This window comes from Agarivorans sp. D1326 (assembly GCF_056958115.1).
Window position 1 is genome coordinate 80125 of sequence record NZ_JBTWEN010000005.1, and the last position, 12745, is coordinate 92869.

A 12745-nucleotide genomic window follows, 5' to 3' on the forward strand; every position below is an offset into this window, starting at 1 on the left:
CTAAAATACGCCGTCAAATACGATACTATAAACTGTAGTGCTATCTTCGGTTGCACCAGCCACTTTGCTTTCAAGCAAGCCGTTAGTATCACCAAAGCCATTCACTAAAGTAGCGTCAAACTTCACTGCTAGATTAGACAGTAAGTCGTAGCGTAAACCTAAAGAGTACGAAGTACGTTTACCGCTGTAGATGAATGAAGAATCAGTAGAAACAACAGGCGGGTTAGTCGGCCCGTCTGGTAGGGTCGGGTCATAACCTGGGTTAGGCACAAAAATATTTACACGCTCGTCGTCATCCTGAGTTTTCATCCCAGCAATAGTGCCGTAAGGCATCGCCTTGCCAAAGCGGTAACCTAGAGTAAAGTAACCTGAATCAACATCTGAATAACCGCCTTCAACCGTTGCACGAGTCACCTCTGACACAACAAGCAAGGAGCCGTTATCGTAGCTAAAACCTGCACCTAAGAAGTCAGATTTGTTTTTATCGGCCAATACCTGGGCATCGGGTTGATTGCTTGGGTCAACGGTAATTTTAGTTACACCGTAAACAGCCCGAACGGTGAAATCGTCGATAGCCCAAGTAAGGTTAGCTCCTAAGATGTCATCGTAGTTTGTGCCATCTTCTTCCGACTGTCCCCAAAAGCCCTGTACCGTTAGGGTTGAGTTATCAAACTCAAAGTCGTAGCTACCATCAACACCTACAAAAGAGTTAAATGGCACAAAACCATATACTTCTTCTGGCGGGCGAGCCCACGGTTGTGCGTAACCCACTTCTAGATAATCAGAATACATATACATAGGTAAGCGAAGTTTACCGCCACGCACTGTAATGTAGTTATCAAAGGTATGCTTTAAGTAAGCCCATTCAACATCTGGGCTAAAGTCATCTTCACCACGTGCCACTAACTGCACCGTTACACTGGTACTGTCGGCTAAAGCAAAGTCACCCTGTAGGCCCACCAAAGTAAGATTATTAAAATCGTACTCGTCGGTAGAACCGGCATAACCTAGGTTATTGTTAGCTTGATTAATGCCCACGCTGTAGAAACCGTTAAAGCTGATTCTATCAAAGGCATTATCCTGATTTTGTTCTCGTAGAACCTGCACCTCTTGCTCGAGATCATTTACTCGTTGCTCGAGAGCTTCGTCTGCCATTACTGCGCCACTCAATAAGCATATTGGTAACGCCTGCCACGCCCTTAAATCCATGGGGCATCTCCTTTCTTTTATAGTTATTTTATTTACACTTTAAATTGGCTAATAACGTCACTTAATCGCTGAGTTACTTGCCTTACATCCTCGCTAACGTTGTCTATTTCGCTAGAACTTTTTGCCACCGCGAGAGATATTTGTTGAATGTCATTCACGCTGTTGTGAATAACATCTGAAGTTTTAGTTTGTTCTTCTGTTGCTGCTGCAATTTGCTCGTTCACAGCATGAATGGATTCCACCTTACCGGTGATATCCATTAGTGATTTACCCGCTTGAGCAGATTGCTCAACACTTAAACCGGCTTGTTCAATACCGCGGTTCATAGCTTCAACAGCCGATCCAGAGCCTTTTTGTAGCTCTTCTAATACTTGTTGAATTTCTTGAGTAGAGTCTTGGGTGCGTGAGGCAAGCGTGCGAACTTCATCGGCTACTACCGCAAAACCACGCCCTTGCTCACCGGCGCGTGCTGCTTCAATAGCAGCATTCAAGGCTAGCAAATTGGTTTGCTCTGCAATGCCTCGAATCGCATCTAAAATCACACCTACATTGCTGGTATAAGATTCAAGCTGGTTAATCGCTTGTGCAGTACCGTTCACTTCTTCAGCTAAATCGTTAATTACTGAGATGGTATTTTCTACAACTTGGTTGCCTTCTTGCGCGGAACTGTTTGCAGAAGACGCTTCTTGAGAAGCTTGCGAGGCAAAATCAGCAATATGGTGCACACTAGCGGTCATTTCTTGAATTGCCGCACTTACCGCATCTACTGAGTGATTTTGAGACTCAATACTACTCGCAGTATGTTTACTGGTTTCCATTAAGCGAGTAGACACATCTTGAAGGGCTTGCACGGTTTCGGTGGTTGTAGCAATGCTGATTTGCATCTTGCTAATAAACTGATTAAACCAATGAACCAGCGTGGCTATTTCATCTTTGCCGTCGTAGTCAACACGAACCGTAAGGTCCCCTTCACCTTCGGCGATTTCACGCAATGATGAAGTCACTTGGGCAATCGAATTAACAATACTGCGAGTGGTCATAATGCCGACGAAGATAACCACTACAATGGTGGCCACGCCCAAAATAATACCAGTGGTAACCGCAGACTGAGAGCTAGCAATGGTGCCATCTATGGTTTCGTTAAAGGCTTTTTCGGTGTTTACCCGCAAACTTGCCAAACCTTGAGTCAGCTCTTGCAGTACCGCGGCAGAACGCTCAGCTTTGGCAGGTAAAGTGGCAAAGTCGGCACTGCCGTCCACCAAGCTCATGGCAATGCCTCTAGCTTGGCCGTAATATTTATTTTGCAGGCTTTGCAATTGCTCTACGTCTTGCCTAGCGCTAGGCAGAATTGTAATTAGCTCATTTAGCTTATCGTTTAACAGCTGATTTTGCTCATCAGCTGCATCTAATGATTCTTCTTCACCAGTGGTTACTGCAGTTTGTAGTAGTTGATCTACGTTATATAGGGTGTTTTGCGCAACCGTTGCGGTGTCTAAGGCTGGGAAGTACTGGTCTCTAATTTGTTCAATATTGAACTGGCTTTGTTGCTGAACTTGCATGTTGTTTACCAAGTAGATTGCAAACCCAACAACAGCAATTGCCGCCAAGATCCCAACCTTATGGCTTATTTTTAGACGTCTAGCCAAATCCATTTATACCACTCCATGTAAATACAAGTATCGATAACTTATGTATCGGCACCATCAACTGAATGTTTAAATAACTTCTCTGTTGTTAAGTAAATCCAAAACAATTAAAACATATGTTTAAATATTGTTAGAAATCTTATTAGATTAAACTACTTATTCCGTTCCGACTAAAAGCCTAGGTGCATAAGAAATTATAGATGTTTATTCCAGATAAGATGGGAAAACAGCAAAGAAAGATGAATTAAACACTATAAGAGTGATAAATAGCAAGTAATATCAGTTATAACTAAATTAATAGTCGTTTATATATAAAAAGGGCCTGAAATGGCCCATATAAGGCAGGTTTATTTGTGAGAACAGATCTTTGATTCAGCAGTAGTAAAGCCTTGTTTTGCTTCGATGAACTTGCCACGTTCTGCTAAGAACACGATCAATTGCTGGGCGTTCATGCCTTTTTGACGACAAGTATGGTACTCACTGTCTTCACCAAATGTTTCTTTCATTAACGCCTCTAGAGACGCAGAAGTGAAACTACCACCTTGCTCTAACATCAACTGCATCACTTGATGCCCGTGAATCGACTGACTCATTATTACCTCCATTAAAAAACGGCGTTCACTTTACCAGTGTCACGCCGTTTGTTTGTTGCGTTAGAACAAGCTAGATAAGCTTCTCAATGTTCTTGGAGGCCAATTGTTGTTGGTAAGACTGAATAGAGCTTTGCAACAAGGCATCGTTTTGTGCTTGTTGCGACGTTGATTGCGCATAGTTGGTATCTAATATGCGCGAACGCGCTGCGCTTTGTGCCTCGATGGCAGCTTGGGTAGAGCGATAAGCAGACTCAGCCGCATTACTAGAAGCACCTAGTTCCGCTTGATTGGCATCGGTAGTTTGCTGGGCCCCCTGCAACGCTGCTTGAGCTGTGGCAGGATCGTTAAGGTCAACATTATCTACGCCAAGATCGGTAGCGTTGGGAATAGCCGCAGTATTGGCATCAACTTGAGCTTGCAAAGCGGCAATATCGTTAGAGTTATAAATACCATTACTACTTTGTACAACCAACGCTTGGTTCTGCTGCAATAGCTCGGTAGTGCCCTGTAGTTGAGCAGATTCAATATTGTTGAGGCTAACTTGGTTTTGATAGATATTGGCGTAAGCTTCTTGCTCGCTAATACCAGTGGTTAAGCGATTAGAAATCTGTAAGCCTGCAGGATCATCTGCCGCTGTGTTAATACGCTTACCAGAAGCAAGTTTTTCATCTTGTTCTTCTTGGCGTTTCTTCGCTTGGTCCATATAAAAATCGGACGGAGAAACGGAGCTTGAAACCTGATTGATAGCCATTGGATATCCTCAACAAAACATTCACTAGAGCAGCCATCCTAGCTGTATACTTTTTAAGCATACCACTAAGTGCCCAAAATCGCATCTTTTTGCACGCTAATTTGTGCTTTTTTCTTGCTCGCAAGACCAGCAATAATCGAAGCTTCCGGGATTAATTTCTTGGCACTTATTGCAGGTCCACTCTGCAACACTATTTACTTCGTAGTCCTTAACCGCTTGCTTGGCTTTGTCCCATTGGGCTAACTCTACCATTAATGTGACTTGTACAACGTCCATAGGGAGCTCACCAGCTGCCGCCATGGCATACTCACCATCTACTCGGCTCTCAATGCCCATTTTACTTAGCATCCCTTGCAGCAATCGCGCTTCTACAAAATTGGCGGCTCGATAAAACTCATGCCATTGGCTCATTTATTCTCCTTAATAGCTGCTACTAATGCTCAGTATAGGTGAGTTGCTTGTAGTATTGCTTGCTAACACAAAAACTTAGGCATTAACCCTTTTTAAATAGACCTAGTGAGCGGGCATATTAGCTCAGCGCCCTAACGTTTTTATTGACTAAACCTCTGCTTAAAAAGGCTCGCTTAATTCTATGATGAGCCGCAACCGCCGAGCACCAAAATATAGCGATATCGCACCAATTTAGAACATAACCCATATAGATCACATAAAATTTCGCACCATTTTAGAGCCAAAACATGTAACTCCATTGTTATCATCAAGTTAAAACCCTTTCATTGCATCAACTTAGTGCTTAGTTAAGAAATTTATTCAACAAAAGGCCTGAAAATTGCTTCTTTTTGGCGCAAACCATATTAAAAGAAACAATTAGGGAGATTTTTTAATGGATAATATTAGTGACGCTATCGACGTATTGTCGCAAAGCGCAAACACTTTATTCATTCTGCTAGGTGCCATTATGGTTCTAGCCATGCACGCTGGCTTTGCCTTTTTAGAAGTAGGTACAGTTCGCCATAAAAACCAAGTAAACGCCTTAGTTAAAATTATCACCGATTTCGCATTTTCTGGTGTGGCTTACTTCGTTATTGGTTACTACTTAGCTTACGGTAGCCACTTTTTTAATAGTGCAGAAGTACTTGCTGAAGGAAACGGCTACGAGCTGGTGAAGTTTTTCTTCTTACTTACCTTTGCTGCAGCTATTCCAGCCATTGTTTCAGGCGGTATCGCAGAGCGTGGTAAGTTCTATCCATTCTTAATTGCTTCTTCATTGATTGTTGGTTTGGTATACCCGATTTTCGAAGGCATTATTTGGAACGGTAACTTCGGCTTCCAAGATTGGTTAGAAGCGCAATTTGGCGCAGCCTTCCATGATTTTGCAGGCTCGGTAGTTGTACACGCAATGGGCGGTTGGTTAGCACTGGTTGCGATTAAAGTTCTTGGCGCACGTAAAGGCAGAAAGCCAGGCGTGGCATTTGCACCTTCTAACATCCCATTCTTAGCTTTAGGTGCTTGGGTACTTACCGTTGGCTGGTTCGGCTTTAACGTTATGTCGGCCCAAACCATGGACGGCATCAGCGGTTTAGTAGCGGTTAATACCTTAATGGCAATGGTTGGCGGAACGATTGTTGCGCTAGTTGTAGGCCGTAATGACCCTGGTTTTGTTCACAATGGTCCCTTAGCTGGCTTAGTTGCTGTTTGTGCAGGTTCAGACTTAATGCATCCTATTGGCGCCTTAGTAACAGGCGGCGTAGCTGGTGCCTTATTTGTTTGGGTATTCACTTGGTTACAGCAACGCTCTGACTTAGACGACGTATTAGGTGTTTGGCCACTTCACGGTTTGTGTGGTGTTTGGGGTGGTGTTGCCGCAGGTATCTTCGGTAGCCAAGCTTTAGGCGGTTTAGGTGGCGTATCTCTAATCAGCCAAATCATCGGTAGCCTTGCAGGTGTGGCTGTAGCTCTAATCGGTGGTGTGATTGTTTACGGCATTGTAGATAAAGTTGCAGGCTTGCGTCTTTCTGAAGAAGACGAATTCCACGGCGCTGACTTAGCGATTCACAAAATTAGCGCAACCAACAAAGACCGCTAATAAAAAAGCCCGCACAATGCGGGCTTTCAATACGTGAAATGCAGTTCTGGTGAAGCTCACCATTGAACTGCATTTTTCTTTTTAGAGCTCAATAATATCTAGCTTATAATCTATCTGGCTCAAGTATTGCTGCTCATTTTCTAAATCTGCGCGAGTTAAAGGATTATTCTGCAGCCAGGTTTGATCCAACAGTAAACTCATTTGCTGCCCAGCAGCTCTAAACTGCAGTTCCGGCAGTGTTTGACGACGTTTGCCACGGTTAAAAATGACTGATAAACGAATGATCAAACAGGCCTTAAGCAAGTCTACGTTTTCCATAGGAAACTGCTTAACTGGGATGCGCTTACGATGCGCTAAAACTAAGGCAGCCAACTGTTGTTGCTCGATGCGAGAGAAGCCCGCAAGATCCACATGCTCCACAATATAAGCGCCGTGTTTATGATAATCACTGTGTGCTACATCTAGGCCCACTAAAAATAGTTGCGAAGCCCAATTTAACAGCTTGGTGGTTTCTACTTCATCCAAAGACCAAGTTTCTGCCACTTGGTTTAACAATAACTGACATGTGCTATCGACTCGGCCACTAAACTGGCTGTCTACGTGGTAACGCTCAGCTAGCTTTTGCACGCTAGCTGGACGAATATCACTGTGTTCTAAACGGCCTTTTAGCTCATACAATAAACCTTCACGTAAGGCCGATTCAGCGGCATGCATAGTATCAATGTTCAGTGCTTGGAATAAGGCTTGTAAGACGACAACACCTCCTAAAAACACCGGCTGACGTTCTAGTGAAAGACCTTTTAGCGGCAAGTTACATTCGCCTGCTTCAAGGTAGCGCTCAATAATAGCGTCTAGGCCTTTGAGCTGAATTTCACCATCACAAAATTGGTTTTCTAAGCAAACTTTCGCCACAGCTTTAATGGTGCCAGAAGCACCTAAACACTCATTCCAAGCATGTTCCAAGAAATCATCGGCCACAGGCAACAATTGCTGTGAACAATAGACACTGGCTTTTAATAAGCGATTTTTGGTCACTCGGCCATTTTTAAAGAAACGTTTAGTGATAGATACACAGCCCATATCTAAGCTTTCTTTAAGCTTTAGATCCATGCCTTCACCAAGAGTGACTTCGGTGCTACCACCGCCAATGTCGATGACCATACGCGGGCCATTGGTTGGCGCCATATAGTGAGCAACACCTAGGTAGATTAAACGGGCTTCTTCTTCACCGGAGATAACTTCAACAGGATGGCCAAGGCGTTGCTCGGCAGCTTGCAGGAACACATTGGAGTCAATAATGCTACGTAGGGTTTTGGTGCCAACAACTCTAACACTGCCAGGTTTAAACTCGCGAAGGCGTTCACCAAAGCGCTCTAAACATGCTTGAGCGCGATTCCAAGCCGCTGCGTCGAGGCTACCATCATCTTGCAAGCCCCAACCCAAACGCACCATTTCTTTCACTTTATCGCGAACTTTAAGTTCGCCGTCTTCCCAGTCAGCAATAATTAAATGAAAACTATTGCTGCCTAAATCCAGAGCAGCCAACTGTTGAGTTTTGGGACTCAACAAACGCGATAAATTGAACATAAACTAACCTCAGCGAATCACTCGCAAAAGACCGAGCCAAAAGGCTCTCTAATTTACTTCAATATAAAACGTTTTAACATAGTTTCTATATCATTTACCTGTTGTTGCAGCGCTTGGCTAGATTGAGCAACTCGCTCTATTTGCTCAAAATTATCTTCTGCTACCTCGGCAATCACATTCACATTACGCGTAACTTCGCTTGCAACATGATGTTGCTCTTGAGCGGCCACACTAATTTGATCGGTCATCTCGCGCATTTGGCTCATGTCGGTGCGAATTGTCATGATAGCTTCACGAGATTTCTCGGCCAGATCTTTTGACTGGCTCATTTGTTCGCGACTAGCGGCCATTGCATCAAATACTTGAGTTGATTCGCGTTGCAAGGTAGTAATCATTGCCCGCACTGACTCGGTGCTTTTGGTGGTTTGGCTAGCTAAGCTGCGCACTTCATCGGCAACCACCGCAAAACCTCTACCTTGCTCACCGGCACGTGCCGCTTCAATAGCCGCATTTAAGGCTAGCAGGTTAGTTTTCTCGGCAATACCATCGATCACTTCGATAATAGAACCAATTTGTTTACTGGCGTCTGCTAGCTTATCCACTTGGCCAGAAGTGCTCTGCAAGGCATCATCTAAACTATCGATCATCTCGATATTTTGATTCATTACCTGCTGGCCTTGATCAATGTTGTTCTCAACAGACATCGACAACTCGCGGCTACTTTCGGTGTTTGAAGCCACTTCTTTAATTGCAGATTCCATTTCAGTAACAGCAGTTGCTACGCTACTCAATTCCGCGGTTTGCTTATCAAGCTTGGTTTTTACCACGCTTGAAGCTTCGTTATTTTTAACCGATACATCGCTAAGTTGGTGAGCTGCACTTTGAATTTGGCTAAACACCTCACGAGCTTGTTCAATCATTCGGTTAATGGCTGCCACCAGCACCGCAAACTCGCCAGAGTATTTACCATTCATGCTTTGGCTATAGTCACCCTCAGCCAATCGTAGAATGTGGGATTGGGTATGCTCTAGCGGTTTACGAATCAAACTGGCTAACCAGTAAGCAACGGCAATAGCAAAAATAATCACCAAAGGCACAACAATCGCGGTAATAGAGCGCGCATTAAGAATTAAGCTTCGGCCCTGCTCGCTGGCCACCTCACTTTGCTGGTTAGCCAAATCAACAATCTTAGTAACGGTAGAATCTAAACCAGAAAGCTGACGGTTAATTTCCACAGTTTGGATAGCAATATTAGCAATAGTTTCTTGGCTATCTACATAGCGCTCTACAATGCCGCTTGGGTCATTCACTTGACGGTTAAACTCAGCAACCAAGTCCGCGACTTGAGGATCAGCCAAGCCTTCTACTTCATCAATTAATGAAGAAAAGTCATCGTTAAATACTCGGTTATTATATTGAATCTTCTTAACCAAATCGGCGATTTTTTGCGGGTCGCGAGTATTCACCATGTTTGATAGTAAGAACTCCATCAAACCAAAACGGTCCATGACCATGGTGAGAATGTCTTCAATATATGAATCTTCAGCAGCTGCAGGGCTAGCCACTTTGGTCACAATTCTTTTCAAATCAGACAAGCGAAATAGAAACTGACTTAAATCATCACGTACTTTTTCGTCTTGCTGCAGGTAAGTATTTTGTAATTGCGCTAATCGCCCACCCTGCGAGGCCAAGGTGTTTTCTACATTGCTAACGTCATTTAAGTACTGCGAAAGCCCATTAATATTAAATTTTTGGGCATGAGCTTCCAACTCTGCCACATGACTTTCTAGGTCATTTAGTGATTCATCGGCTTGGCTATTAATGCTTTGCAGCTCATCTAAGTTGCTGGCATTTTCCAAACTTAACAGCAAGATACCCGCTCGAAGCGCTTGGCTGCCTACTTGGTTTGCCAGCAACTGGGTTCTTGCACTGTTGTCAGTAAGTGTATTGAAACTTGAATTGATTTGCTGAGCCAGCAAGAAAGCTGCACCACCGCCCATCGCTATCACCAAAGTGAGAACGGCAAACCCTATATATAAACGATGAACAACCGAGATTTGATTGATACTTTTTCCCAACATGCCTTGCTACCTTTTCCCAAAAGCTCGCTAATTCCCGTACTAGTAAGACTAGTCAGGATTTTGTTGATTATCTTTTTTAGTCGTTATTGTGCGATGTTCCGCACACCAAAAAACTGTAAGCCATTATTAATTTTGGCTTTTTAGCTCATTGTTCATGCAAAAAAATGCGTAATAAAAGATTAACCTGATGTTTGTATTATTTTTTTATAAAACATCATAGCAAGGAAGCAAACATGAGCCCACGGCTGATTCTCCCCCTCTCTCTACTCTTGTTAACTAGCCCGCAAATATTAGCTAAAGATGAAGCATCTTCAGCAGCTTTGCCCTATCAAGTGTTAACAAGCATGGAAAATGGCACCGAAATCCGCAATGGTGGATACGGTTCTGCCATGACCGCCCATCCGCATTTGGCCGATCACTTTTACGCCCTTACCGATCGTGGCCCCAATGCCAAATATCAAGGGCCAGAAGGCAAAGGCAAGATCTTTCCTACACCTAACTACACACCACGCATTGGTTTATTTAGTTTTACCAATGGTGAGGTAAACCAAGTAAAAGAAATTTTGTTGAAGGACCCAAATGGCAAACTAATTTCTGGCTTACCAAACCCCAAAGGCATGGGCGATACCGGTGAAGTAGCCTACGCTAACGACAAGTCGGTACTAAAAGCTGATCCTTTTGGTTTAGATAGCGAAGGCTTAGTTGCCTTAAAAGATGGCAGCTTTTGGGTGAGTGATGAATACGGTCCGCATATTGTTCATTACAGTGCCACTGGTGTAGAACTGGAGCGTATTAATCCCTTTGGCACCGGAACTGGCGGCAGAAAGCTACCTGCGGTATTGGCGAATCGTCGTGCTAATCGCGGAATGGAAGGCTTGGCAATTAGCCCAGATGAGAAAGTATTGTTTGGCATTATGCAGTCGACACTATACAACCCAAGTAAAAAAGCTATCAGCAACAAAAACCTCACTCGCATCGTAAGCTTTGATATCGCTAGTGGTAAAACGAAGCAATACCTTTACCAGCAAGAAGCAAATAACCTTTCTAACTCAGAAATTGTCGCCTTAAACCAGCAACAGTTTTTGGTCATAGAACGTGACGGTGGATTTGCCGGTGCTAGTGGCAAAAAACAGGCGAAATACAAACGTATTTATCAAATAGATTTAAGCCAAGCCACCGATGTAAGTGGCGACGTAGACGCCGAGCTAGGATTAACCTTTGCAGGGAAAACCCTCGAGCAAATGAGCTGGCAAGAACTCGCACAACACGGGATTAAACCAGTAACAAAAACCTTGGTGAATGATCTATTGGTAGATTTGCCCAGCCCCTACCCTCACGACAAACTGGAAGGTTTGTGGCTGCGCGCCGACAATCAGCTGGCGGTGCTTAATGATGATGATTTTGCCGTAGCAGCTAAAGGTGAGCATGTTATCCAAAAGATACTGCCGGCTAATCAAACTATCGATCGCAATACCTTATATCTATTAAAAGGCCGATAAGCCAAAGCGCCCAGAGTACTTTTATAAGTGCTCTGGGCGCTTTATGTTTAATGCTGTTTTTTTAGCCGAACAGCAGCTTCTTCAGAACATTCAATTTGTATAAATAAAACAGCCATCTACACTATGGGTGTAGCAGAAAGGAATCGCTCGTTAATGGTTGTTGATGGACTCACCTATTTTATTTTAACCACTTTAGTCACCGTGGTGTCGGCAGTGGTGCTCACCCTTATTCGGGTATTTCATGGGCAAAAAACCGCGCTAGATTGTTGGATTATGGCCTCCTACACTCAAGTGTGTGCCTTGCTGGTTGTGCTACTTTCCAGACAACCCTCGGCCACGGAGTTGTTGTTACAAAATACCTTATTTGCTGGGTCATTCCTGCTTATCGTTGCGGGTCATCACCATTACTTAAAGCAGCGCTTTAACCGCAACTTTCTGTCGATAGGGCTGTTATTGTATTGCGCACTGATGTTTTATTTCATCTCGATCGAGCCTTCTAGCCAATCTCGTATAACCTTATTCTCCAGCACCCTTGCACTTTGTTGTTTCTACTGCGCCTATCTGTATTTTCGCTATTGGCGTCAGCAACACAATCATGCCTTGTGGTTGGTCATTGGCTTGTACTTATTCTTTGGTACTTGTTTACTGCTCAGGGTTTACATCACCATGCAACATACGCCGCAAAACCAGGGTTTATTGCTTGGCGTGCCTACCTTGCTTTCGTTAGCCATATTTGCCGGAAACGCACTGCAAACTTACGTGTTCTACTTTTTACTGCATTGGCGGCAGATAATTCAATTAGAACAGCTCGCCAATTACGATATTACTGGAGCAATGCGCCGTAGCTACTTTTTAAAACAACTAGAAAAAATGACCAAACGCGCACAATTTTCTGGTGGTGAAATTAGCGTTGTGTTTATCGATTTAGACCGTTTTAAAAGCATTAACGATGACTACGGCCACGACAACGGTGACTTAGCCTTAATGCACTTTTCAGAGATAGCCCTAGATAACTTGCGTGTCGGCGATTTATTTGGCCGTTTTGGTGGCGAGGAGTTTGTAATAGCGCTGAACGGAGCCAACGCGCAGCAAGCTAATGCACTAGCAAACCGGATCCGCATTCAACTCAATCAGCAAGCGCTAAAAACCAGCAAGGGCAAGCTCTACATGAGTGCCAGCTTTGGCGTAGCGTCAAACTTAAAAACTCAAGATTTATCCAAACTTATTAAACAAGCCGATGAAGCAATGTACCAAGCCAAACGCCAAGGCGGAAACAAGGTCAAGGTGTACGCTCTAAATGAAAGCACCAGCAGTTAGTTGAAATAATTCACT

10 protein-coding genes are annotated in these 12745 nt (G+C 43.8%); 3 read left to right on the top strand and 7 right to left on the bottom strand.

Features of this window, described 5'->3' with window-relative positions:
• From ACYFDN_RS11235 to ACYFDN_RS11255, 5 genes are all read right to left on the bottom strand, one after another.
• On the bottom strand, positions 1 to 1209 hold the full coding sequence (locus tag ACYFDN_RS11235; protein WP_338622372.1) for a hypothetical protein: 1209 nt from the start codon (positions 1207 to 1209) through the stop codon (positions 1 to 3).
• A gap of 32 nt (positions 1210 to 1241) precedes the next feature.
• Positions 1242 to 2861 carry a methyl-accepting chemotaxis protein gene (locus ACYFDN_RS11240; protein WP_338622373.1) on the bottom strand — a complete coding sequence of 540 codons (1620 nt, stop codon included), beginning with the start codon at positions 2859 to 2861 and terminating at the stop codon, positions 1242 to 1244.
• Positions 2862 to 3202: 341 nt separating this feature from the next.
• Positions 3203 to 3448: a YecH family metal-binding protein gene (locus ACYFDN_RS11245; RefSeq protein ID WP_016402283.1), complete on the bottom strand. Its 246-nt coding sequence runs from the start codon at positions 3446 to 3448 to the stop codon at positions 3203 to 3205.
• Between the two features lie 70 nt (positions 3449 to 3518).
• Positions 3519 to 4199, bottom strand: coding sequence for a flagellin (locus ACYFDN_RS11250; RefSeq protein WP_483511162.1), 681 nt, complete (start codon positions 4197 to 4199; stop codon positions 3519 to 3521).
• Between the two features lie 96 nt (positions 4200 to 4295).
• A complete protein-coding gene (locus ACYFDN_RS11255; RefSeq protein ID WP_406609680.1) occupies positions 4296 to 4610 on the bottom strand; it encodes a putative signal transducing protein in 315 nt (104 codons plus the stop codon).
• A gap of 433 nt (positions 4611 to 5043) precedes the next feature.
• Between ACYFDN_RS11255 and ACYFDN_RS11260 the strand changes: the two genes are divergently transcribed.
• Positions 5044 to 6246, top strand: coding sequence for an ammonium transporter (locus tag ACYFDN_RS11260; RefSeq protein WP_016402286.1), 1203 nt, complete (start codon positions 5044 to 5046; stop codon positions 6244 to 6246).
• An 81-nt stretch (positions 6247 to 6327) separates the two neighbouring features.
• On the opposite strand, the gene ACYFDN_RS11265 is transcribed toward ACYFDN_RS11260, so the two are convergent.
• Both ACYFDN_RS11265 and ACYFDN_RS11270 read right to left on the bottom strand, forming a co-directional pair.
• Positions 6328 to 7833 (bottom strand): Ppx/GppA phosphatase family protein, encoded by a 1506-nt coding sequence (locus tag ACYFDN_RS11265; protein WP_152783335.1) that lies wholly within the window; start codon positions 7831 to 7833, stop codon positions 6328 to 6330.
• A 53-nt stretch (positions 7834 to 7886) separates the two neighbouring features.
• Positions 7887 to 9914: a methyl-accepting chemotaxis protein gene (locus tag ACYFDN_RS11270; RefSeq protein ID WP_016402288.1), complete on the bottom strand. Its 2028-nt coding sequence runs from the start codon at positions 9912 to 9914 to the stop codon at positions 7887 to 7889.
• Between the two features lie 233 nt (positions 9915 to 10147).
• On the opposite strand from ACYFDN_RS11270, the gene ACYFDN_RS11275 reads away from it, so the two are divergent.
• The gene (locus ACYFDN_RS11275) at positions 10148 to 11413 is read left to right on the top strand and encodes an esterase-like activity of phytase family protein (protein WP_483511164.1); all 1266 of its coding nucleotides are present in this window, start codon (positions 10148 to 10150) and stop codon (positions 11411 to 11413) included.
• A gap of 153 nt (positions 11414 to 11566) precedes the next feature.
• Complete coding sequence (locus tag ACYFDN_RS11280; RefSeq protein ID WP_194164153.1) at positions 11567 to 12730, top strand: GGDEF domain-containing protein; 1164 nt, start codon at positions 11567 to 11569, stop codon at positions 12728 to 12730.
• Positions 12731 to 12745 lie beyond the last annotated feature (15 nt).

Excerpts from the sequence above, each read along its gene's own strand:
- ACYFDN_RS11235 (WP_338622372.1), bottom strand. The coding sequence starts at position 1,209 with ATGGATTTAAGGGCGTGGCAGGCGTTACCAATATGCTTATTGAGTGGC.
- ACYFDN_RS11240 (WP_338622373.1), bottom strand. The coding sequence starts at position 2,861 with ATGGATTTGGCTAGACGTCTAAAAATAAGCCATAAGGTTGGGATCTTG.
- ACYFDN_RS11245 (WP_016402283.1), bottom strand. The coding sequence starts at position 3,448 with ATGAGTCAGTCGATTCACGGGCATCAAGTGATGCAGTTGATGTTAGAG.
- ACYFDN_RS11250 (WP_483511162.1), bottom strand. The coding sequence starts at position 4,199 with ATGGCTATCAATCAGGTTTCAAGCTCCGTTTCTCCGTCCGATTTTTAT.
- ACYFDN_RS11255 (WP_406609680.1), bottom strand. The coding sequence starts at position 4,610 with ATGAGCCAATGGCATGAGTTTTATCGAGCCGCCAATTTTGTAGAAGCG.
- ACYFDN_RS11260 (WP_016402286.1), top strand. The coding sequence starts at position 5,044 with ATGGATAATATTAGTGACGCTATCGACGTATTGTCGCAAAGCGCAAAC.
- ACYFDN_RS11265 (WP_152783335.1), bottom strand. The coding sequence starts at position 7,833 with ATGTTCAATTTATCGCGTTTGTTGAGTCCCAAAACTCAACAGTTGGCT.
- ACYFDN_RS11270 (WP_016402288.1), bottom strand. The coding sequence starts at position 9,914 with ATGTTGGGAAAAAGTATCAATCAAATCTCGGTTGTTCATCGTTTATAT.
- ACYFDN_RS11275 (WP_483511164.1), top strand. The coding sequence starts at position 10,148 with ATGAGCCCACGGCTGATTCTCCCCCTCTCTCTACTCTTGTTAACTAGC.
- ACYFDN_RS11280 (WP_194164153.1), top strand. The coding sequence starts at position 11,567 with ATGGTTGTTGATGGACTCACCTATTTTATTTTAACCACTTTAGTCACC.